Raw genomic sequence first — 25,834 nt, 5'->3', positions numbered from 1 at the left:
GAAGAGATATTTCTATCAACAGCGGAATACGTTATAGAATCCAACCAAATCGTTTTTGGTATGAACAGACTTTTCCTGACTCAATAATGAGCAGGACAAGACATTTCATTATGTTTAAATTAATAAGATGAGATCTGTTCAGGCGGAGCACGAGGCAACGAATCAGAAAAGATGAAATGCGGCAGAAAGGAAGCTACGGTTTGAATCGGTGGTGGCCGTGAAGTCAGCGAAGTTGACCAAAATAGCGGTGTATTCGCCAAATCCAGCATAGGTATATGGATCAGAAAAACGCAGTATCCACAGGCAATATCCTCCAACATCGACATACCACCACCATGCATACCCATCTGCATGCCATCATGATGGTTAGTAACATATGATGCGGAAGAAACGTCGGAATGAGACATATTCCAAGGCATATCACCGTCAGATGACATCACCCTATGGCAATCGACCACTCTCGATGAATGAGCCTCACCAATGCGCGCATGTTCCAGTGACCGGGAGATCACTGGCGCAATGAACAACATCAGTACCGCGAATATACCGAGCCAAGCTGGCAGGCGGCTCCGCGATGTGTAAAATTGGATCAGTGACAAACTAAGCCTATTCTGTAGAGAACACATTCAGGGACGGGATTGTACGTATTTAACGACCAAATGTTAAAACACTTTATGCAGGAATGTCGCTTTGACGACAAAATTTGGGATTTTTCTAAGGGTGGGGGATATATTTTCACTAAATCGAACAAGAATATCGAAAATCCAGCCTGCCACAATAACTGCATTCTTAGGAAACCATTGGTCACATAACTCCTAAATAAATGACAACAATACCCACAATCTAAGTGAATTCCAAATGAACACCGAACAAAATTACAGAGATTAACGTCACGTGCAATAAGGTAGACTTGACTAAGTATATCTACACAATACTATTTCCATATTGATTCTTACCATATAACCCATAGACCTTCACCACATTTTTTTATCCTCAACAAAAAACACTCATTAGAAAAACCTTGAGTCATACAACTTTTTCCGATTGTGAGCATCAGAAAAAACGCAGATTTAAGGTTTCTATGGCTGAAATACAACACATGATAAATCGGCATAAGGGTGTCACTCTTCCAGACGACATTTCTGATTAATTAGGAATAGTCTTAAAAATAAACTCATTGATATTATTTTGTGATTTAGGTAACATTTTTTGACATGAACAGATATTCGACACAAGACGAACAATATCTGATTAATTTTTGATACTTAATTATTTAACTCTGATAGTTTTCACTGGAAGGGGGAAAAACACAAAAAATTTACCTTTATAGCCACTAATGAAAACAGATTATTGTACTACATTAGCGCTGAAAGACAGCGTTTTGTTATAACGACATTGGTAAGAAGATGCCCATTTAAGGCTCGCCAGAAGACCAGCAAAAGAGCTGTTCTAATGAACCAGCACTAATTTATGCAATGTACTAACAAAACACTGTTGCAGTGCAGGTTAAATTATCAGTCTCCGAATGGAGTTAACACAACGAATACTAGTTATCAATCATTGCATCTTTTTTTAGGGGCATATTTGAGGGAAGTTTTGCTAAGAACTTTACTCGCCCTATTACTTAAACTTAAAACTCTGGAGAAAATTGTGACTTTATGTACCAAAACAGTTCCCAAAATTTGGGGCATCATTACTAAACAATTAAACATAAGCAACCATACATTCAAAATGTCGGCTTGGAAAAATCATTGCGAATCTGCGTTAAATGATGCTTTAGTTTATGCTCTGCATTCTTGCAGATTCTTACTCCACCATTTGAGTGTGATTTACCGAAATATTTTATTGATCCCGTTTCTTCTCTGCGAGTTATTATTGGCAACCCCATCATTCGCACAAACAGAGATGCCTTTAACAACATCAGATATTCGAACTTCTATCGGCCCAGTGGTAAAGGGTGGAGTATACAACTATGCGCCTTCCGTGATGTTAGACGGGGTATATCGGATGTGGTGGTGTGGTTCTGATCCCACTCATCCCGGTGACCATATTTTCTATGCCGAATCTTCATCTCTTGATGGTCCTTTCCGCGCCCGTGGAGGTAGGGAACCCTATCAGATTGTTTTTTCCCCTAACAAGGAAGCAAACGCATTCGATAAAGTCCATACTTGCGATCCCTCTGTCATACGAGTTAACGGTACATATTATATGTATTATGGTGGATGGGACAGCGTTCGCGTTGATGCCGAAGGTATAACAAAAATTGGCCTCGCAACAAGCACTGACGGAATTAACTGGACACGTGCAAATAATGGTAATCCGATAATCTTACCCGCTAACAAGAAGCTAGATGGAAATCCTTATGGGGCAGGGCAACCATCCGTATCCTATCTCAACGGTATGTTTTACCTTATGTACACCGATACGACCGGAGCAAATTCCCTAGATAAAATTTACGGCGGCGGTGGACAATATGTCTTAAGATCTCCCGATCCAACCTTTCAAAGTGAAGTGGAAGAACTTACTCCTAATGGATTCATCACAAAAACGGAAGAGAACCACACCGGATACCGTCAAAACTATTGGGTAAGCGTCGATATGCAATTTTCTGATGCACTCAATGCATGGATTGTGGCTCACAATGATGGCTCCAGACTATCTTTAAGCTTTTATCCTCCAGACTTCTCTACGAAAATCTACAATGATGTCCAATTAAGTACCTCCACTGTAGAAGGTCCCGGTATTGTATCAAGACCTGATAAACACTCAGTTGTCTCAAGTACCGGACAATGCAGTACACTGCCAATCGATGTTATTAATGCGACTGCGCGTAATTTCCCTCGTAGGTCGCCTACAAACTTGGCACATATTGGTATCGACATCAGTGCTGGAATGAGCTGTGAAAATATGCTTCCTAACCAGGTCGCGAATATCTACGAAGGTTATGGAATTAAAGCAGCCGGTTTACCTTTAACATTTGTTGTATCTGGAACGCGTTTTCAAGCTAATTCCATTCGATCAATTCAATTTTTAACTAAAAACTTCGTTGAAGTCACGCCTGAGATTTTCCATGCCATTCCATATGGTGCTTCATTAAAAGTCGGTGCCCCTGTTATTGGTACAACTGGACAACCTGCCGCGTTTCTTCTTGATTCCGCTAAATGGCCAGTAAATGGAATAAAGATCATCAGAGATAATAAATCATCTATTAAGATGGTACCGTCATCTGAATACGAATCCTATCCAACAAAATACCCACTCTACCTAGTGCAATAACCATTTCACTAGCTGAGTCAAGCATAGCAACTTATTGATATGCTAATTTTTCTCTACTACATCATGGTCGTAGAACGTTTACGACCATGTACCAGTAAGAGGAATTTATTAGCCGTGTTGGGTGGACTCATTGCCTATTGTTTAAATAAAGAAGAAACCGTCACTGAATTTTTCCATTCGAGAGTGACGGTTTAAACAGAATTCAGATTAACTTAACTCAGGAATCAACATCCGAATAAAATTTGCTTGTTCCGGTGATATATCATCGTCGTTGTTTATGGAATGCTTAACAAGCTCCAAGTTCGTGTCATTAATAAAATTTTCAGTGATTGAAATTCCTGCCACCAAATTTTTAACTTGATGATAGTGTGTACAAGGCGTGAAAACAATATCACCAGGATTCTGTATACAATGAATTCCTTGAGCCTGAATGAAATCGGGATATAAGACCAGATCAGGGTTAAAAGCATCAACTTTGCCATAACCTATTTTCATTGCCTCTTCCGGCCCATAAAATACCCACTCTTTTCGACCACTAATCACCGCATTCCAAGCATGAGTAGAAGCAATATCCAAATGCATACGAGAGCCGCTGTTTTTAGGCCCCATATAAATCCAGCGAAGTAAGAGTAATGCTGCTTCATTATGCAAAATATCGTCTGCAACACGTTGACGAATTAAGCAAGAAAAGTAGTCAGGGACCTCATAATCACTCACCAATTCTTTAAAATAGAGCGAAAACGGCCACGCAGAAGCATAATAAGGATCAAGTTCTTCCACATCTTTTATATAATCAATATAGTCACCAAGAGACATATATTTATTATCTTTATTATTTGATGATCGAAATACTTTTATCAGGTGATGACCAAATTTTTGCTGAAAATAGTCCCATGTCCACTTTGTTCTTGCTACCCACTGTTCAGCGCCTCCTCGAATAATGAAAGGGACTCTATTCAGCATACAAGCAGATACATCCTCTATGGATGGCATGGTGAACTCTACGCATTTCTGATAACTAGAATTAGAAAAATCCATCATATTTATATCGTTCCAAAGAATAAATAGTATTTACCCGTCATCTTTCAAGTTGCCTCTTTGTTGGCTGCACTCACTCACCCCGGTCACATAGTTCTCTATACTCCCGGGGATTCGCTCCCTTGCCGCCGCGATGCATCTTGAAATCCATAGGGTATTTTCTATAACTGGCTGAAACAGCCAGCCAGTTATAATGCTTATGTTAAAAACATCAAAAAATTTCTTGTGAACCGGTGCCAAGCAATCTTAACTTAATGTTGGATAATCAATTCCGAAATAGTTGATTTCTGAACTTCTTCTAACCCATAAGGCAACGGCAATAGCTGTTTATAATGAGAATAATATCTGCTCTGATCTGCAAAATGAGGCGAATCAATATCAGAAGATTGCGAATAAGTGAGTAACCCGCGCGCATTAGGCCCTTGTTGATCAAATGCCACCAACATTATCCAACTAGACCCATAACGAATATGATATCCCTGATCAGTTAGCTCCGATTCCAATACTTCACCACTCACCACATCATTACCCACAGTATAATGATGTTTAGGAAATAGGGTTTCATCCCCATCCCATGTCGCGATCATATTAAAGCCGCCTTCTTCTTGAAATAATCCCGGCCAACTCATGCGATTACCTGCCGGTTTACCGTCAGGCGCGGTACTTTCAATAAATTGAAATTTACTTACCGGAGTATCTAAAGCCAGCCCCGCATTCTTCACATTTGCAACCGCCCGTGCTAACAAGGTGACAAACTCTTCACTTTGTTTTAATTGACGTGGCGTTGTTGCCGGGTGGGCTATATCAAACGGTACGGCAAAATGTTCTTGCTGATCAATTAAAAACGCTAATTCACGGAATATAATCGCGCCCCGACTATCCGCATTAAATTCACCGTTCCATTGTGATAGCAATTGACATGCCTGAGTAATATCCACCTTCATGCCATTCACCAATTTAATTAATCGGTTCTGTGTTTTATCACATAAGGAAATCACATCTTTTAATATCAGTTCAGCTAAATATGAACGCTCAGAGAATAACGCCCGTTCTAACTCCATGAGAGAAAATCGCTTATTATCACCTGCCGCATCCTCTATTAGTTGCAACCCCATACGAGTTCTGAATGATAGTGGCTTCCGCTCGTTACCAAGAAGTGGAGAAAAACCTTCGAGCAAATGTTTCAGGTTCGTTGCCCAGTGAGAACCATTGGAATTTTGTACATAGGATGTTTCCACAAGCTGTGGGATCTGATCATAACCCAAGGCTTCGGTAAAAATCATTGATGATGAGTTACCCGGTAAAATAGTCACGCCATACTTCTCACGTGCCGCCGCTAGGGTTTCGTTGTCATTCAATAATTGAATAGCTTCAAGAGATAATGCCGGTACAGCTCTATCACCAATAAAAATACCAACGCCTTCTTTACCGGTTAACAACGTGTTATTAAAAGCCAAGCCATTAAAATCTTTATAAGATTGTTTTGCATCGGCAAGACTATCCGCTCGATTCAACGCCAACCAATGATCAATCATATCAAGATTGTAAAGATTGACATCTTTCACGACATAAAATTCAGACTCGGACCAGGCAAAGTCTTCATTTTCAATAATAGGCCCAATATCAGTATAAAAATGATCTTTCGTGACAGTTTCAATACCGCTATCGGTTTTGACGTCAATATGAATTGGTTTCGACATTACCGGTTTAATAACACCATCAATCACATAATTGAGCGGATTATTAGCAGCAGTTTGCATTTTATAAACAATGACATGTTCAGCCGATGAATAAGTGTGAGTCCAGGCAATATTGTGATTAAATCCAATATTAACAATACCCGGGAAACCAATTAAAGACGCTCCCATGACATCAATCTTTCCATTCATGACATGATGCACCTGCCAAAAACGCAAGTTGCCTTCATAAGGAAAATGGGGGTTCGCCAATAACATGCTATTGACCTCTTCAACTTTGTCACGGCCTAATGCCCAACCATTCGAACCAATGGAATAACCATTATTCCTTGATGTCTGTGAAGCCAACTGTTTTTGATCATCTTTATTGGGATCAGCAGCATAATAATCAGCAAGAAATTGAGCAGAACCAGGAAATACCGCTATAGAAAACACATATGCCAGTACATCCTCACGTTGAATAGGTACTACCCACTCCTTATCTCGACAAGCTTTTGGTAAGGTATAACGCCCTTCCTTTACATGGGACAGGTAGGTATTATAACCTGCAACAAACCCATCAATAATTACCTGTGAATCAGTACTTAATTGCGGCCATTTCTCACGCGCCTGTTCCACCAAAGCTAAAGTTTTATAACCGAAGTCCTGAATTAAATTCAGTGAATCCCCCTGCTTATCTCTATCAGCACCAAAGAAACGCGCACGCTCTCCCCGAATGCGTACATAATGATCCGCCATGATGCATATATTATCTTGTGCCTGAGCATAGGCATTGCCAAAACTCAGGCTTCCCAAGTCTTGCGCATAAATATGTGGGACACCATAATGAGTACGAACAATTTTCGCTTCAAATGCTGTCGTCGTCTTTTCTGAATAACTTTTAAATCCGCCACAACTTATTGTCAACAGAATAGTTGACAGTAATGTGATTGTTTTAAATAATACTGTTTTAAATGATGTCATTTTTATTTTGCCCTTAAAGTGCCTGTATAAAAGCAATCTCTGGCTTTGAATTTTGATTCCAATATTAATGCTCTGAGTAACCAACGATCATAACCATCGTATCGAGGTTCATATTCGCTACGCGCATGAGCGACTTTACGGTTATCAAATAGCAACATTTCTCCAGGAGATAATATAAAAGCCTCTCTATTTTCATTAATACACTGATTCAACTTTTCCAACGCGGCTTCTGCCTTTGGTGTTAAACAACGCATATAAGCTGGATCAAATATCATTTCTGGCTCTTTATGTTGACTTAATATGGCAACACGACGGCGACCACCAATATTCGACATAAAGGTCGGATCGACATCGATCTCAAAGTTTGGTTCTTGCAATTCAGCAATGGTTTCAGCATCCAAATGAATATTCTTTGTTTGAAATAAGTAGGTTTCGGCATTTTTGTCGCCACGCAAACAATATAAAGCAACCCAGTCTGCTTTTGCATCATGGAAACCATCTTCAACATGCCATTCCAAAAACTCTTTATTTGTGCCTAATTGCACATTCTTATATTGTTCCATTGGAAAAACATCATCGATAAAATTAAAGTTCTTTTTATTGACAAACGAATAAATATACCCAATTCGAGATAATATCGTTGATATCAAAGTACGAACACCCGCTACCTCAGAACTATTTGTTTGTTCATAAGATAAAGGCGTTAAGCCGAGATCATCAGGGACAGGCAATCCCTTTATCAACAAATAATTTTCATTTTCTAACGCTCGAAAATCAAATAGTTTTTTCTGTAAACGCACAGGTAAATTAAATGATTGATAAAAACATTTCCAATAAAAATATTCGAAATTATCAATGTCATATTTTAGAGAAGACTTTAAAAATGCCTGCTTTAAATATGTCTGTTCTGCTGAGTCAAGCTCAAAAATGAAGTCATCAAACTCCTGAATATCAGACACGATGCACTGCCCTTTTCTATTCATAATAGGCTGTCCTTTTAAACTGTGTTGCCAATAGCCAGCAACACATACCTAGAAAAATATACCCGTTATCTTTCAAGTTGCCTCTTTGTTGGCTGCACTCACCCCGGTCACATCGTTATCCATGCTCCCGGGGATTCGCTCCCTTGCCGTCGCGATCCATCTTGAAATCCATAGGGCATAAACTAACCAAAAAGTTTACGAATACCGGTAATGATCAAAACCAGTGCTTCTCGTTCTGCAAATGATAAATTGGGATGCCAGATATCCATTAATAAACAAATTCTATGTTTATCTGAACGGTTATAAGCTTCATGCTGATAAGAGTAATCAAAAAGTAAACACTCACCTTCTTTCCAACATCTGGCTTCATTCGCAACGATGATCTCACAATTGCTAGCAGGAATATCGACCGCAAAATGTAAATTAAGGGTGAAATTCCATAAATCACAATGCGGTTTAATCACCGTACCCGGTTGCAACACCGAAAAATGAACTTCCAATAGAGGACAATGCCAATCCCGTAATTCATTATTAAAAATATGCCATGTAGCGGGCAAAATATTGGCAACGGCGTTATTAGGTTGACCATTTTTAAATAAATATAATGCTTTCCAATCTTTTTGAGTTCCCAAATAGTGCTCATAATCGGTGATATATTGGGACTCACCACTGATGACTGCGTTAATTTCCTGTTTTATTTTACCCGCATTATTCATCAATGAGGTGACTAACGGCTGCAATTGCGGAAACGAATTCGTATCCAACCACGGCGTGGTAGAAAGACCGGGCATGATATATTTGGCATCTGCTTGTAATGGCGCTCTTTGTTGTAGTAAAGGATAAAACATATCCTCTACTCTTTTTAAACAGTCACTCCCATATTTTTCTCTAATTCCAGCCAATTGATCTTCAAATAGTTCCAACATTATAACCTCCTGATATTTATGCTTTATACCCGTCATCTTTCAAGTTGCCTCTTTGTTGGCTTCACTCACTCACCCCGGTCACATCGTTATCTATGCTCCCGGGGATTCGCTCCCTTGCCGCCGCGATGCATCTTGAAATCCATAGGGTATATTATGATTACATCTTAGCAATAGCGGGCTATAAAGCCGCATTTTCTACTTTATCGGGGTGTACATTGATTTCAATATTATCTACTAAACCATTATCCATCGTGATAACTCTGTCGGCGATATGAAAATATTTATCATCATGGCTAATAACAATGATAGTTTTTCCATTGCGCTTCATTTCAGGAAGTAATTCATGATAGAAAAATCTTCTATAATTAGGGTCTTGATCGGCTGCCCATTCGTCAAACAAATAAATAGGCGCATCTTCCATATAAGAGATAACCAGCGCTAAGCGCTTACGTTGACCATGAGAAAGCTTAGTTGTGGATAATTTGCCATCTTTAACCGTGACTTTTGCTGCTAAATCCAATTTTTTCAGATATTGACGAGTTAATTCATCATCGGCAAGTTCACCTTTTCGATTAATTACCGTATCAAATAGATAAAAATCCGAATGAATAACACTGTACATATTCAGATAATTCTCTCGGTTATCTTTATTAACCACCTTATCATCTATGAAAATATCACCTTCAGATTTATTCAATAAGCCAATCAACAATTTGGCAAAAGTTGACTTACCACTGCCATTACCGCCTTTAATAAGGATAATTTCGCCGCGCTGAATATCCAGATTAATCGGCCCAACAGAAAAACAGCTCCCTTCACCGGCATACTTAAAACTAATGGAACGCAGGGAAATTCGAGACCACTCTTTAAATTCTTCTGTGTTGGTTAACCTTGGCTCCATTGATAAGTTTTCAGAAAACCTCAAGCGATCAATCTTACGCAGAGATATAAGCGCTTTTACTATAGTTTCCTGGGATGATAAAATAAAATCAACAGGCCCCAGTAAGAATGTCATTATAAAGATAAAGGTAAGAATATCGTTACTTTCCCCTATTCCCCACATAATATGTGAAAATAAAATAGCCCCAAGAACCAAGAATAATAGTACTTGACCCCAATTTTCATTCAGTTTCCAGAAAATTTCCGATCTAAGATCAGAATCATTAATCTTTTCTAATGATGGTAAAACACCTCGATTAAAAAACGATTTTTTTCGTCTTTCATTGTTATTCAGCTCTTTAACCCCATCCACCAGACTTTTAAACTGCTCATGAAGATTATCATAATCATCACGATATATATCATCATAAGCTTCGGCTTTACTGATGAAATAACACGAAACCAAAATTCCTAATGGGAGAATAACCAAGATGACCACAAAAAGACCAATCGATTTGAATGCCAAAAAACCCAAACATGCAATCACAGTAATCACATGATAAATAAACTGTGGCATAGTAGAAATAGCCCTGGAAATATCACTGACATCAGATGTTAAGCTGGCCTGAACTTTATGTCCTCCAATCCTATCCAAAATGGCATAAGGGGTATTCAAGATTCGTTTTACTAAGGCACTACGAACCTCAAAAATAATTTTCACACTTAACTTTGTCATTAAGTAATTAGCAAAAGAACTTACAATAAATAAACAAACCAGCCCACTGAAGAACTTAACTGTCCATGATAATAAATCAGCACTAATCTGTTCCAATGCATCATCGGTAATTAAGGAAATTAGCCAAATACTAAAGAAAGCACTAAAAGCACCAACAATACTATTAAGAATAATTTTTAACCGATTGGCTTTAACCAAATCAGAGATCATCGAGATTAACTCCTAAATAAGATTTTACTATTGCCAGACTTTAACAACCTTCACTTTGCCATAAAGTGATATTCCACCCCCCCATAAAACCCTGGGCAATTTTTTTTGGCGTTAACCAAAGACAGTGCTGATAAATCGCATTATCACCATTAATTTGCAAAATAAAAACCTTATAGCCTTTGTCATAAATATCTGTTTTTAACCGCCCTAGCAGTTGTTTAAGCTGATCATCAAAAAAACGATCAAAATTATAAATAACCACATTGTTTTCATTAAATTGATAATTATTTACCTCGGTCTGTATTATCTCAATGTGGTTTTTTTTATTTATAACGTTAATATTTTTCTGTGCAATTAACGCCAATGATTCAACAATTTCTACTCCGGTAATCTTGCTAAAATTGTAATTAGACGCACATATAATCGCCCGCCCTTTACCACACCCCAAATCGACAAATTCAAAGTCACTGTACTCGATCGGCAGAGATATTAATGCCTTATGAATCACACTGTAATGAGCAGGCATAAAGTAAGTGCCATCGTAAGAATTGATATGACATTTATCGTCAAAAGCAATTCCATCAGTTTGAACACCTAAATATTGATCTTGGCTATCTTGTTGATCAATCCAGTTAAAAATTTCATCAGGTTTCGTGATGCCAAAAATAATCCATAATAAGTGATATAGCTCTTCTCCTTGTTGTACCTGAATTTTATGATCCAATATCGCCTTAGCGATAGCGATTGCGGGTTCCTCGCTGGTTACGCACGCCATTAATAAATCCGCGCTGATTTCAATCTCACTATAAAAATCATATTGTTCATACATTGCATCATCAGCGTTGAAATCAATATGTACACGGCCATCCGCTATTTCAATAAACCAACACCCGACCTGTGATATTCTCACTCGGTGACAATGATTGATGTCATTTACAGGCCGATAAATATCGGCCCGATATTGCACAATGTCGAGCAACTCTTGATAGGTTAAATTCGATTTTTTGAATGAAGGCTCTGGCCGGTAACGTTGTCGCAATATAGCCTCAGCCAGAGATTCAACGTCACCCGGTTTTAATACTGAATAATGATCACCACTTACCATGCCACAAATAATCGGTTGTGTGACATAATCTTGTAAGGATGCAATAATTTTCTCTTTTTCTGCCCGTAGTTGTATAGAAGTTTCGCAATAAATGAATGTCATCTTGCCCTTTAACCTAGCCGATGGCACATAATTGCAAACCATCATAGAGTTGCGTTTATAAACTTCAATAAAACTTTCCAGAGCGTCATCTTCAATGCCTTGAGCTAACTTGGCAGTCACTTCATCGATCTCCTCGCGGGTATAAGGCTGTTGCTCATAGGCGGTCAGAAAACTATCAAGCGTTATCAAGTCAACCGTTTTTCCTTCATTTTCCAACAATAAAGCGACCTCGAAAGCAACACATGCCCCCACACAATCACCCATCAATCGATAATGCGCTTGAGGATAAGTTTGCAAAAGCAATACCGCATAACGTTCAGCCAATGTTTTGACTGTCACTGTTTTCCCTTCCAAGAATAGGGAAGTTGCGTCAAATACCTTGAGGCAGAAATCGTTTTTTATTTCTCGGGCTAAATCAATAAAAGATGATACTGGAGCAGCTGCGCCAGGAACCAAAAATAATGGCGTTCGGTCAGCGCCCAATGACACCAATTTAATGGCGTCATTGGGCACTAAAAAAGCAATAATTTCAGCTTTATTGGCAATCACTAAGTTTTTTAGTTCAGGGGTAAAAACGCAACCTGACATGACTTTAAAACCTAATTTGCCGTGCTCAACAAATAACCGCACCCCCGCAGCCGAAGTTTGCCGAATAATATCAACGATTCGTATTATTCCACCTGATTTATCCGCGTCTATTTTTATCATCATAACCAGCCTTCTTCCGCCACAGCGTTATGTCCCTGATTGGCTTGTTCAACCTGTTGCAACTGCTTACGCTCAATTATCAATGCCAGCATGGCTAGATCACTGGCCGTCATGATATCGGCAACGCTTACCGCTACAGTAAAAGTCTGTTGCATCTGATGTAAAAGCCTCAACAAGGTTAAGGAGTTCCCTCCCAACTCGATAAAAGACGCGGTTAAATTCACCATGCTTAACGGTAATTTCAGTGCATCGGCACACAGTTGCACCAATTGTTTTTCAATTTCAGTTTCCGCAACACGCTCTAACCCACGCGTAATGCAAGGTTTTGGCTCAGGTAAGGCAGCAAAATTCACTTTACCATTAGCCGTGGTTGGTATAGCGGCTATCACGGCATATAGGGTTGGCACCATATATTCTGGTAATCGTGTTTTCAGTTGTTCTCTTATCAAGGGGATGACAGCATCCGTTTCGGCGCCCTCTGGCATCACTAGCCAAGCACATAGCTGTTTTTCGCCGGTTGCATCGACAGTCACTCGCACAATACTTGTCGCCACGCCATCAATCGCTGACAGTGCTGACTCTGTTTCGCGGGTTTCGATACGAAAACCTCTGATCTTGACCTGATTATCAAGACGACCGACATAAACCAGTTCACCCTCGTTATTCCAATAAACACGATCACCGGTTTTATATAAGCGTACTGTTTGTTCCGGCAAAATAGCCATTTCAATAAACTGTGCCGCATTTTGCTCTGGGTTATTCACATAACCTAAGCTTAAAGCATCACCCGCAATGTAGAGTTCACCTATAACATCTGGCGGTGCCAATCCACCCTGAGAATCCAAAACATAGGTCTGACAATGCGCCAAAGGACGTCCTATCGGCACCACTGAGTTTGTTGAGGTATCGAGCTGTGTAACATCGATGGCGGTTGCCACAATGGTTGTTTCTGTCGGCCCATACGTGTTGAATAAACGGATCTTTCCGTCTGTTTTTTGTTGCCATAGCGCCAATAACTCCATTCGCATGGCTTCACCACCCACGATGCATATCTTCAAATGCTCAACCAGTTGTTCAACATCGTCGGCAGTTAACTGATACGTCCACTCATGCCATAAGGCTGTGGGTACTGAAATCAGTGTGACTTTTTGTGCATCAATGATCTGACATAACTGTTTAACGCTATACGCTGTTTTATGGCTATCCAGAACCAGACAACCACCGGAAAATACCGACAACATTAATTCTTCGATAAAAATATCAAAACCAATGTTGGCAATTTGCAATACACGGGCAGAATTTGTCGGATAACAGCGTTGAACCGCCTCATAATAGCTCAGTAAATTGTGATGACTGATCTTAATGCCCTTAGGCGTACCCGTTGAACCCGAGGTATACATGATGTAAGCAACACGCTCTTGCGCTGATAATGCCACGTCTTGTGTCACAACCGCAGTATCAACCGATTCAATCTCATCAACCATAACAATACGCTGTTTATCAACAGGCAAAGTGTGGCTTTCAGAACGTTGTGAAACAATAAGCTGAATATCAGCATCATTAATAATATGGGCAATGCGTTCTGTTGGATAATCGGTTGCCAATGGCACAAACGTTGCGTTCGCCTTCAAAATAGCCAAGACACTCATCACCACCTCAGGACGACTTGATAAATAAATACCCACCGTATCATTTACCCCGATACCCCGCGCGGCAAGGAGTGCCGCCAGCTTGTCAGCCGCTAACGCCAACTGAGCATAATTCATGCTTCCCCAAGGCCCTGACAAGGCCACTTCATCAGGTATCTGATGCACAACTCGGGCAAATAATTGCGTCAGAGATGGGCAATCATTAGCAATAGATGACGGATTATGGGCTAATTGTTGCAAGTGTTGGATTTGACCTGATGCCAGATAATCCGCATGCCCCAAGCGATGATGTTGTGAAACTAACATCGATTTTATTGCCGTTTCATAATAGGCTAATATTTGACCTGCCTGATGTGCTCCAAACACCGATTGTGTCAACGCTAATTGCAGAACCAGAAAACCATTAGCTGAACTATGATGGCAAACAAAATCATAACCATAGTCAACTCGTTCATATTCATGATCATAAGCCTGCTCAGGCTCAACATCTTGCGTTGTCTGTAACTCATCAGACACATGAAAATCGACATAGTTAAACAAAGCGCCAGAGTAATCACACTTGAATTCCTCTTGCATCATAGCAACCGGATAATGCCGATAAGGCCAGCTTGCAGTGCTATATTCGGTTAATTGCTGAATCAACGATGCCCAGGTTTGTTGATGGATATCGGCATTAACCGGCGGCGTATTTAAGAATAATCCAAGACAAGATTCAGCGCCTTCTACTTCAAGTCTCCCGTGGCTTACCACCGAACTGGTTATGGAATCAGTGCCATTGACTTTCGCCAATACATAAACATGTACCGCCAACAGCAATGTGCGCAACGGCACTTTTAAACGCGTCGCAAGTTGTTGCAAATCGTCATGTAAATAAGATAGCTCAAGACGAACAGAATAATGTTGTGTTGACCCTTTGCCGGTCCAGTCAGGCAATACCGCAGCGTTGGCTATGTTCTGCCAATAGGCTTTGTGTTCAGGATCATCAATAGCAGCCAGTTCTTCAGCAATGTATTCACCGTAATGCGGTAAGTCAGCTCTTGGTGGAATAGAACCGCCAGACAGCACCGATAAATAGTTCTCCATAAACTCAACTTTTAGGTTGGCGACACTCCAACCATCAAGAATGGCATGTTGATGGGACAAAACCAGAGCAAATGTATTATTAGCATCAATAAATACATTAACTCGCCACATTAATTCATTTTCAGCAAAAAAGTGGCTATTTTCCTGTGCTAAACAGTGCGCTAATTGATGCTCAAATTCCTGCACGGAAAGGTGGCGACAATCATTAAGCGTAACCGGCAAAGCAATCGTTTTATGAATATATTGCAATGCTCTTCCTAATTCGAAGTTGTATGTCGCACGCAATAACTCATGGCGCTGTACTATGGCATTAAATGCCTGACGAAACGCTTGTTCACTCCATACAGCATTAATCGAGTAATGTTCTACAATGTGGTAACTTTCATCTTTTAGCTGATGATAAATAGACCCCATTTGCAAACTCGACAATGAATATGCATCATCCAATGCGGATGGCTCCTTTAATGCCGCCCGTTCATCATCTGTGAGTAATGAAAAAGCGTGATAAACATCTTTAGAAGAGACATTTTTGTTGTTTAAATCAGGTAGCTGCTGCGTTATTTCATGAATACTTTGATAGGCCAAAATATCTTTTACATTGAGTGCCAACCCCGCCTGTTTAGCCATTGCGACAACACGCACAATTAATATTGAGTCACCCCCCAAAGCAAAGAAATTATCGTAACGACTCACTTTCTCCTGCTTCAAAACAACCGCAAAAATAGAGGCTAATGTTCTTTCAACGTCATTTTGTGGCGCAACATATTCAGTACTGGTAAAAGCGCTGGCTTCCGGTGCAGGTAGTTTTTCTTTATCCACTTTTCCGGTAATAGTCATCGGGAAAGCATTCAGGCATACAAATGCACTGGGGATCATGTAATGAGGTAATTGATGCCGTAGCTGTTCTCTGATCTGTTCAACCAATAACGGTTGTGGCGTTTGCAGATAAGCAATAATTTGTTTATTACCCTGCTCAATTTCCCGCACCACGGCAATAGCATTCTGCACATCAGGCAATGCACGAAGCTTGGCATCAATTTCAGCCAGTTCAATACGAAATCCACGCAGTTTTATTTGATCATCATTACGCCCTAAAAACGCCAGCGTTCCATCAGATTTTAATTTAGCTTGATCACCTGTGTGATAAATGTAACCACAACGACCAGAAAGGTTGTCTTTAACAAATTTTTGTTGCGTTAATTCGCTATTGCGGTTGTAACCTCTTGCCAAACCAGGGCCGCCTACCGCAATTTCACCCACCACTCCCACAGGCACAGGCTCGCCATAAGCATCAAGGATATAGATGTGGGTGTTGGCAAACGGCGTACCAATGGGAACATAGGCATCATCAGGCAAAGAGAGATGGGTCACATCACTGTAACTGGCATCAATCACTGATTCTGTTTGTCCATAAATATTGAAACAACGGGCATCGGTATGCATCAGTTTTTGCAAACGGTTCAAATCACGACCATACCAAGCTTCGGAACCCACTAATATATGGCGCAGTGAATTCAATCGGACCCTGTTTTGTTCAGCATAATCGAGTAAATTTCTCAGAATGACCGGCACAAAGTCACCAAACGTCACTTGTTGTTGTTCGATAAGCTGATACAAAGCCTCTGTGGTAATTAAATCCGACTTGCGGCAAATCACCAAGCGGCCACCGGTGGTCAGACTTTTAACGATGTCTCCCAGAAAAATATCCACAGCCAAACCCGCCATTTGTAATACGGTTGGCGGCTTCTGGAATAAACCAAATACTGCATCCCAACCATACAAACGCGCAATCATCGCCGTGTGCTCAACCATCACGCCCTTGGGATGACCCGTTGTTCCTGAGGTGTAAGTCATGTAAGCCAAATGGGTCGCGGTTGAATGACTCTGCGTCGCCGCAATATTGGTCTCAATCCGTGACTGGTTTAATATTTCATCCAACCTCCAAACGTTGTACGCCGAAGCCACCTCAGTAGGCAAACGCTGAATATCATCAACCACAACCAATGGCGCACCGCTATTTTGAAGAATGTATTCAATCCGCTGCAATGGCTGATCAGCATCAAATGGCACATAGGCTAAACCCGCCTTCAAGATGCCAAGTACGGTAATCACCGAGGCCGCAGTTCGCTCCATACAAACCGCAATAAAGGAATCCGAGGTATAATCTTTGCCCAACAAAAAGTGAGCGACCTGATTCGCTTGAGCATTCACTTGCCGGTAAGTGAGATGAAGCTCGCCGTCAATAACCGCTGTTTGTTCTGGACTCCGTTCCATTTGTTCTTCAAACAATTGATGAATGCACTTATCAGCCGGATAAGGCTGCCAATTGTCATTAATATCGACCAACAGATATTGTCTTTCCTGCTCAGTTAATACCGGCAGTTTAGTCAAAGGAGCCGTTTGATATTGCTCACTCACTAATGCAGACAATAAAGTCAGGAACCGTTGGCTGAATCGGGTTATTGTCGACCGTTCGAATAGTTCACAGTTGTATTCAAAACTAAAATCAAGAGTGTCCTCACTTTCACTGGCATCTAAGGTCAAATCGAACTGAGCCGTGACATGTTCGCTATCAAGGTACTCAAATTCGACGTCGCTCAATTGCAATACCTTGGATTCATTGGTATCCATCGAGAATACAATTTGGAATAGCGGCGAATAACTTGTACTCCGCTCCGGCTGCATTTTTTCAACCAACAATTCAAACGGCAGTAACTGATGCGCTTGAGCATCAATATTAACCTGGCGAATATGTGACAGATATTCAGCAAAAGTGAGATCGGCTTGGTATTGGGTGCGCAGCACTAGCATATTGACGAAAAAGCCGATAAGCGGCTCAACTTCCGCCTGCAAACGATTCGCAACCGGCGTCCCGATGACAATATCCTTGCTTTGTCCATGACGGGCAAGTAACAGGGTAAATGCAGCATGCAATACCACAAACAGGCTCGTATTATGTTGACCAGCAAGTGATTTAAGCCCAATCAAAAGAGACTTATCAGCACTAAATTCAAATAGCCCACCACGGCTGCCAAGTTGTAATGGACGCGGGTAATCCAACGGTAAGTCGTGTACCGGAGGCAATTCATGAAGCTGAGTTAGCCAGTAGTTAAGATCCGTTTGTAACGTTTCACCCTGTAGTTGTTGCCGTTGCCAGACAGCATAATCTTTATATTGAATGGGTAGCAATGGCAAAGCCGGTTGCTGACTGCCCTCAAGCAGTTGGCTGTATATGTCGACAAATTCATCAGCAAGCACTTTGATTGACCAACCATCTGATGCAATATGGTGCATGTTGAAGACCATAACACATTGATCTTCGGCTATCTTCAGATAGGCCGCTCGCAGCATGACATCGTTAGCTAAATCAAATGCCTGCTCCGCGTGCTGCTGAATAAATTCTTGCACCTGCTGCTGACAACTTTTTTCTCCAAGGCTTTGATAGTCAATCCGGTCGATCTTCACGGTTACCTTGTCCAACACTTCCTGCCACGCACCGGCGGTATCATGCCGATAGACAGTTCGCAGCACCTGGTGGCGTTGGACAATCATGTTTATCGCACGTTCAGCAATAGCGAGATTGAAATCCCCTTTGACGGTTAATGCCAGCGGCATATTATATTGAGGCGTTTGCCCATCTAACTGGTCAATAAACCAAAGCCGTTGCTGGGAAAACGACAATGGAAGCCGCGCCATTTCAGCTACAGGCGTAATTGGCGCTATCGCTGCATTGCCGCGAGTTGCTCTTTGTTGTTCAACAATTAATTGTGCAAATTCAGCCAAGGTTTGGCTTTCAAAGACTGCCCGAACAGAGATCTGTACAGCCAAGGTTTTCTGGATTTCCGATACCAACTTAATCGCCAACAGGGAATGTCCCCCTAGTTTGAAAAAGTTATCGGTACGGCTCACTTTAGGATGGCCTAACAACTGCTGCCACATATCAGCCAGTTGCTCCTCCAGTTCCCCTTTCGGTAGGCAATAATTCTCAGGCAACGGTTCTTGCGTCTCTACACTCAGTAACGCTTTGTAGTCGATTTTACCGTTGACCGTCATTGGAATACTGGCTAGCGAAATAAAGGCATTGGGGACCATATATTCCGGCAAGGTTTGGCTGATTTGTTCCCTCAGCTCGGCTGGCTCCAGCGGCACATCAGCAACGTAATATGCAATCAGTTGTTTGTTGCCGTTAAGCTCATCAACCGTAACAACTGCCTGCCTTACCCCATCAATCGTAATAAGTTGATTCTCAATCTCACCTGGCTCAATACGGAAACCTCGAATTTTTATCTGACTATCCTTGCGCCCAATATATTCAATCTCACCATGAACATTAAACCTCACCAGATCGCCGGTTCGGTAAAGCCGCTCAACCTCACCGTCGAAAAAAGCAACCTGAATAAAACTTTTCTGCTGCTCCTCAGGTTTGTTTAAGTAACCCCGGGAAACGCCTTTACCGCCAACAACTAATTCACCAATGACGCCTTGTGGCACCAAATTCAAACGCTCATCAACAATATAAGCTTTAACATGACCACATACCTTGCCAATGGGAACCGATTGCTCAATCTGCAACGCAGATTCAATCAGGTAGTAACTCGCCAAGACTGTTGTTTCGGTCGGCCCATAGGTATTCATCACCGGAGGACGGTTTGCTGATGCGAACCAATGTCTGACAATTTCAGCATTAATTGCTTCACCGCCAACGATAACCAACCGTAGTGTGTCGGGCACCAAAGCGTCTCCACTACTCACCTGATGCCAAAAGGCGGTGGGTAAGCTCATTACAGTGATGTTGCGCTGACTACACTGTTGCCAAAATAGGTCAGCGCTGTCGAGCCAATCATCGTTCCTCAATACCAGAGTGGCCCCTGCACTTAGGGTGACAAAACACTCTTCAATGGAAATATCAAATGCAAATGAGGAGAACTGTAATATATTGTCGTCAGGTTTAACGGCATACATTGCCAATGCTGCCGCAACAAAATGGCTCAACTGCGTATGCTCTACCATGACCCCTTTAGGTTTGCCCGTCGATCCGGAGGTATACATGACGTAGGCAAGTTGATTCAAACTATGGTTGATATTTGGATTATCCGATGCAGCCCCTGAAAACTGTTCCATTTCCGCGGTTAACCGCTCAACAATGACATTCAGTTCAGCAAACTTGTCTGCATATGTGTTGTTGGTCAACACGACCGCCGGCCGGCAATCCGCAATAATGTGATTAATTCGGGATTGAGGGTTGTCAACGTCAATGGGGGTGTAAGCGGCACCTGCTTTCAGTACAGCCAATATACTGACAATCATCTCAGGGGAACGAGGTAAACATAACGCGACAATATTGCCCGGCCCAACCCCCTTTTCGATTAGGTGATGCGCCAATCGGTTAGCCCGCTGGTTTAACTCGCGATATGTCAGGGTTTGCTTTTCTCCTGCAACCTGCCATACCAAAGCAGTAGCATCAGATCTTTGTGCTGCCTGACGTTCAAACCGGCATTGCACAGATTCTGTCGTTGTTGCGATAGAAGACGGTATCGCCAATTGTTGACCTAAACGGCGCTTCTCGTCTTCATCTAACAACGCTAAAGAGTCTAATGTTTTATAAGGATTTTCGGCTATATCAATCAACAAGACTTCAAATGATTTGAGTAACCTTGCAATCGTGTGTTCATGGAATAGGCTACTGTTGTATACCACTTCAAACAGAATCGTGTCACTGTCATCAATCGCATCGAGTTCCAAATCAAATTTAGAGAATGATTCACCCGAAGATACCGGCGTAAACACCACGTCATCCAGTCGCGATTCACTGGCCTCAGTCGTATCCATTGTGAACATGAACTGGAATATAGGTGAATAAGCGATGTTCCGACTCACCGCCAATTTCTCCACGAGAACATCAAACGGCAAATCCTGATTCATTTGTGCTTCAATGTTGACTTGCTTTACATGCTGCATAAACTGCATGAAATCAACTTTGCCCTGATATTCGGTTCTCAGCACCAGCGTATTGACAAACAACCCAATCAGTGGCTGCAACTCTTTTTGTTTACGGTTGGTGGCCGGCGTACCAATGACAATATCCGTTTGCTGGCTATAGCGAGCAATAAATACTGAGAATGCAGCGTGCAATAACATAAACAGGGTCGCACCGGCATTGCCTGCATGCTTACGCAACATTGCCGAAGATTGCCGATCCAATCGGAATCGCACCTTAACACCATAGTTTGTCTGTTTTACCGGCCGCTGAAAATCTAATGGAAATTGGTGAACTTGCGGTATATCCGCTAATTTTTGTTGCCAATAATCAAGTTGCGCATCAAACACCCCATCAGCAATCCATGACTGCTGAGTGTAAGCATAATCTGCATATTGTACGGGCAATACCGGCAAGGATTCCGGCAGATTTTGCTTAATCGCTTGATAATGAGCGACAAATTCTTCCATCAATAGAGAGAAAGATAATCCGTCTCCCGCAATATGGTGCAAATTGATGATAAGGAATTGCCGTTGAATATCAGTGGTAAAAAAGTCGATCCGAACCATTAGATCTTTCTGTAAGTCAAACTGAGCAGAAACATACTGATAAAGTATCGCTTTGATCTCGGCAGGTTCACATGTCAAGTGCCGAACATTGATTTTTGCCTTAACATTTGACTGAATCTCCTGCCATACTTCTCCCTGTTCTTCTCGGTAAACTGAGCGCAACACTTCATGGCGTTCGACAATTCGTTGCATGACTTTTTCAGCAATCGTTAAATCGAATGCGCCACTCACTTCCAACACCGTCGCCATATTGTAATGTTCGCTGCTGCCAAAGAGCTGGTCGATGAACCACAGGCGTTGTTGTGCAAAAGAAAGAGGTAATCGAGTCAGCCCTCTGTCGACAATCTTGATCGGTAATGGATTTAATTGTTGCCCTTGCAGATACGCAATAATTTCTACCTTATGCGCTCTCAACTCAGTCAGCATATCTTGCGATACCGCGCCTTTAGGCGCGTTTAACTTAAGCGAATCAGATTCAAGGTATACCATAATGTCTTGCTGTTTTAAGTCAGCTAAAAATGCGGCGATATTCACAGTTCAACGACCTCCCTTTCTTCCCCACTCTGTTTCTGTTGTTCGGCAAGCTGCTGCTCAACATACTGTGCTAAAGCAAACAGCGTGTCATAGACGTAAAAATCCTTCACGGACAGTTCGATCTTCAATTCTTCGCTGATGGCACTGCCGAGTTTGATAAATTGCAGTGAGTGAATACCGAGCTGTACAAACCGGGCCCCAATATTGATTGGCGTCAACCCAAGCTCCCGATGGAACAATCCAGCTAACCGCTTTTCAGTTGCCGTTTCTGGTGATGTAAAAGGCTCCTTAGCGATATTTTCCATGCTTGGCGCAGGCAAGGCTTTACGATTAACTTTGCCATTCTCAGTCAATGGCATTTCCGGCAATAACACATAGAAGCTAGGCCACATAAACTCCGGCAAGATGCGCTCGACTTTATCGCGCCGTGCACGTATGTCGAGCATCGACGGAGCCACCAAATAAGCCACCAAGGATTGCCGCGGCTTGTCATCCTGTCTCACACAAACCACAACATCCGCCACATCAAAATTAGCGCGGATACAGTTCTCAATTTCACCCAATTCGAGACGAAAACCGCGCAATTTCACTTGAAAATCATTTCGACCAATGTAAGCAATTTCGCCTGATGGCAACACTTTCACTAAATCACCGGTGCGATATAGCCGTTCGCGGTTACCTTTAGAGTCCATATGATCAATAAAACGTTCAGCCGTCAGTTCTGGACGGTTCAAATACCCTTTTGCGAGTCCGACACCACCAACATGCAGTTCTCCAACTACACCAACCGGACATTGGGAGCGATCTTTTGCCAACACATAAAGTGACACATGGGGAGCGGGACGACCAATCGTGACTGGCTCAGTCGCCTTTTCAAAGAGTTTCAACGAAGACCATACCGTGGTTTCCGTTGGCCCATATTCGTTGACAAGCGTTGCCTGAGGCTGATATTGGAAATGTTTTGTCTTTACGTTGTCCGACAAATTTTCACCGGCGCAAATCACCTTACGTAGTGAATGTCCTGCAAGGTAATCAAGAATGGCATCGTAGAAACTGGGAATAAAAAGAGCGTGGCTAATTTGTTGACTGTCTATAATCTTCGCCACATGCGATGCATCTTTCGCATCCTGAGGGGCCATTAAATGCACCGCTGCACCGCTGCCAAGCCCCCAATATATAGCCGGAACCGATGAATCGAAAGCAAATGATGAAACCAGTAAAAATTTCTCCGGCACTATCGAGTATGAATTAAACCGCCCAACAGTGGATGCGCTCAACGCCCCATGCTGGATCATCACCCCTTTAGGATTACCCGTCGAACCCGAGGTATAAATGACATAGGCGAGGGACTCCGCTGTCACACTTGAGGTCAACATCGGTTCAGTACAGGACTGGGCGGCAATTTCAGTATCATCAAGCAAGATAGTACAAACGCGACCCGTTGGTAAATCGACCTTATCGATACTCTTGTTATCGACGATAACCAAACCAACATTGCTGTCAGCCAAGATAAAATTTAACCGCGCCACAGAATAAGTGGGGTCCAATGGCAAATAAGCACACCCTGCTTTCAATATCGCTAGCATGCTGACAACAAAGTCAATGCCAGGTGCCATCAAAATCGCAACCAACGGGTTGTTGTCGGCACCTTTAGTCAATAATAATTGGGCGATCTGATTAGCCCTTGCATCAAGTTCAGCAAAACTAAGGCTTTGATCCTGATAGCAAATTGCCACTCGCTCAGGATACTCAGCCGCCCGCTGTTGAATAAGCCGATGCACAAAAGGTTGCTCCTCAGGCAGTTGCCAAGCTGATTGATGAGATTTGTCCAACACAGCTTGTTCCTGCTCACTGACGATCGCCAATTGATTAATTGGCCTATCACCATTGAGCGCAATGTGCGCTAACAACAACTGCATATTTTCGGCAAAACGGGCGATTGTGTCTGGATTAAACAGCCCTTGATTAAACTCAAAAATCAGCGACAGTTCGTCCTTATCTTCTGCTGCGGTTAAGGTCAAATCAAACTGCGTTTGTCCCCTTTGCTCCATAACCTCTTCAAATTCAACATCAGCAAGTTCTAGCTGTTGAGATTCATAATTTTGCATTGAGAAAAGCACTTGGAATAAGGGAGTAAACGCAGTGCTTTGTTCAGCTAACAACTTCTCAACCAATAATTCGAATGGAATGGCTTGATTGCTCTGTGCATCAAGGTGCACCTGCCTTGCACTCTTCAACAACTCATTGAATGTCAGCGTCGATGTACAATCCAAACGCAATACGAGCGTATTGAGGAAACAGCCAATTAGCGACTCCAGCTTCTGTACCGGTCGACTTGTAATAGGTGTCCCAATAACCACATCCGGGTTATCACTGTAGCGAGCCAGCATCACCGCAAAAGCGGTATGCAACAGCATGAATAACGAGGCATTTGAATCCACGGCTAATCGCTTAAGTTTACTCACCGTCTCCATGGGTATCTTTTGCGTGTGCATTGCGCTACGCATATCCAATTTTTGAGGGCGAGCATAATCCAACGGCAATTCATGAACCAATGGCAAGTTGGCTAGCTGTTGTTGCCAATATTGCAACTGCTCGTCAAACATTTGCTGAGTTTCAGCTTGATTCTGCCAGTAGGCATAGTCCGAGTATTGCAGTTCAAGCTCAGTCAACAAAGCAGGTTTACCATGAACAATTTGCTGATAAAGAAGGGTAAATTCATCAACTAATATCGCCAAAGACCAACCATCAGCAGCAATATGGTGCAAATCAAAAAACAATACGCCGGCCAACGGTTTATCAGATGTATCTGATTTTAGATCAGATGCCAGATAAGCCACTCTTAGCGGCAAATCCCTACTTAAATCAAATATTCTCTGTTTCTGTCCCTCTAGCCAATCCTCTATGTGTTGCTGTTGGTCAACATCATCGGCAAGGGTGTCTTTGTCTATCTGGAAAACATAGTCGCCCAACACGACTTGTTCGAGCATGCCCTGCGATTCCCGATAAACAGTTCGTAAAATTTCATGTCGCTTAAGAATGGCATCTATCGCCTGGCTTGCGGCTTCCAAGGAAAATTGACCATATAAATTGAACGCGGTTGAAATCTTGTACTGACGTTCAACAGTAGAAACCTGTTCAACCAGCCAAAAACGGCGCTGTGCAAAGGATAACGGTGCCTTGGTAAGGTGCCGACATTGTAATAACGAAAACTTCTGTTGCCCCCCTACTTCTGCATGAGAGAGAAAATCAATAATTGCTTGTTTGTTTTGTTTAATAAATTTTCCCTGTTCAGGTGTGATGGCACCCGGAGCAGACTGAGATTTTAGCGTCCCATTTTCAACAAAAAGACGAACTTCCTGCTCGGACAATCTATCAATAAAGCCTTTTAGGTTCATA

General features: G+C 42.0%; 12 protein-coding genes. 2 read left to right on the top strand and 10 right to left on the bottom strand.

All coding sequences use genetic code 11. The annotated features are described in order from the left end of the window. Positions 1-119: 119 nt before the first annotated feature. A complete protein-coding gene (locus tag CKY02_RS04875) occupies positions 120-626 on the bottom strand; it encodes a DUF2946 domain-containing protein (RefSeq protein WP_275658203.1) in 507 nt (168 codons plus the stop codon). A 1,024-nt stretch (positions 627-1,650) separates the two neighbouring features. On the opposite strand from CKY02_RS04875, the gene CKY02_RS04870 reads away from it, so the two are divergent. Continuing rightward, entirely contained in the window at positions 1,651-3,276 is a 1,626-nt protein-coding gene (locus CKY02_RS04870; protein WP_167405266.1) for a glycoside hydrolase family protein, read from the top strand. A 207-nt stretch (positions 3,277-3,483) separates the two neighbouring features. On the opposite strand, the gene CKY02_RS04865 is transcribed toward CKY02_RS04870, so the two are convergent. From CKY02_RS04865 to CKY02_RS04855, 4 genes are read right to left on the bottom strand one after another with little or no spacing between them, the layout of a single operon-like run. After that, positions 3,484-4,317 (bottom strand): cupin-like domain-containing protein, encoded by an 834-nt coding sequence (locus CKY02_RS04865; RefSeq protein ID WP_240001995.1) that lies wholly within the window; start codon positions 4,315-4,317, stop codon positions 3,484-3,486. A gap of 30 nt (positions 4,318-4,347) precedes the next feature. Then, positions 4,348-4,554 (bottom strand): hypothetical protein, encoded by a 207-nt coding sequence (locus tag CKY02_RS23510; protein ID WP_146747386.1) that lies wholly within the window; start codon positions 4,552-4,554, stop codon positions 4,348-4,350. Between the two features lie 11 nt (positions 4,555-4,565). Then, positions 4,566-6,974, bottom strand: coding sequence for an acylase (locus tag CKY02_RS04860; protein WP_112894431.1), 2,409 nt, complete (start codon positions 6,972-6,974; stop codon positions 4,566-4,568). Positions 6,975-6,976: 2 nt separating this feature from the next. After that, on the bottom strand, positions 6,977-7,957 hold the full coding sequence (locus CKY02_RS04855; RefSeq protein ID WP_192880988.1) for a TauD/TfdA family dioxygenase: 981 nt from the start codon (positions 7,955-7,957) through the stop codon (positions 6,977-6,979). Positions 7,958-7,978: 21 nt separating this feature from the next. On the opposite strand from CKY02_RS04855, the gene CKY02_RS25140 reads away from it, so the two are divergent. Further along, a complete protein-coding gene (locus CKY02_RS25140; protein WP_193493047.1) occupies positions 7,979-8,122 on the top strand; it encodes a hypothetical protein in 144 nt (47 codons plus the stop codon). Between the two features lie 17 nt (positions 8,123-8,139). Here CKY02_RS25140 and CKY02_RS04850 read toward each other — a convergent pair whose 3' ends face one another. The 5 genes from CKY02_RS04850 to CKY02_RS04830 all read right to left on the bottom strand — a co-directional run bounded on the left by CKY02_RS04850 (position 8,140) and on the right by CKY02_RS04830 (position 25,833). After that, a complete protein-coding gene (locus CKY02_RS04850) occupies positions 8,140-8,883 on the bottom strand; it encodes an aspartyl/asparaginyl beta-hydroxylase domain-containing protein (protein ID WP_112894430.1) in 744 nt (247 codons plus the stop codon). Between the two features lie 178 nt (positions 8,884-9,061). Next, positions 9,062-10,708, bottom strand: coding sequence for a cyclic peptide export ABC transporter (locus tag CKY02_RS04845; protein ID WP_112894429.1), 1,647 nt, complete (start codon positions 10,706-10,708; stop codon positions 9,062-9,064). A 40-nt stretch (positions 10,709-10,748) separates the two neighbouring features. Next, entirely contained in the window at positions 10,749-12,626 is a 1,878-nt protein-coding gene (locus CKY02_RS04840; protein ID WP_112894428.1) for a thioesterase domain-containing protein, read from the bottom strand. After that, on the bottom strand, positions 12,623-22,435 hold the full coding sequence (locus CKY02_RS04835; protein ID WP_112894427.1) for a non-ribosomal peptide synthetase: 9,813 nt from the start codon (positions 22,433-22,435) through the stop codon (positions 12,623-12,625). Before CKY02_RS04835 ends, CKY02_RS04840 begins: the two co-directional genes overlap by 4 nt. Then, on the bottom strand, positions 22,432-25,833 hold the full coding sequence (locus CKY02_RS04830; RefSeq protein WP_240002005.1) for a non-ribosomal peptide synthetase: 3,402 nt from the start codon (positions 25,831-25,833) through the stop codon (positions 22,432-22,434). Before CKY02_RS04830 ends, CKY02_RS04835 begins: the two co-directional genes overlap by 4 nt. Position 25,834: the final 1 nt, after the last annotated feature.

The sequence above is a fragment of the Photorhabdus bodei genome (genome assembly GCF_003287735.1).
GTDB lineage: Bacteria > Pseudomonadota > Gammaproteobacteria > Enterobacterales > Enterobacteriaceae > Photorhabdus > Photorhabdus kayaii.
The sequence above is the reverse complement of the archived record's forward strand: the minus strand, read 5'-3'. Positions and strand labels throughout refer to the sequence as shown.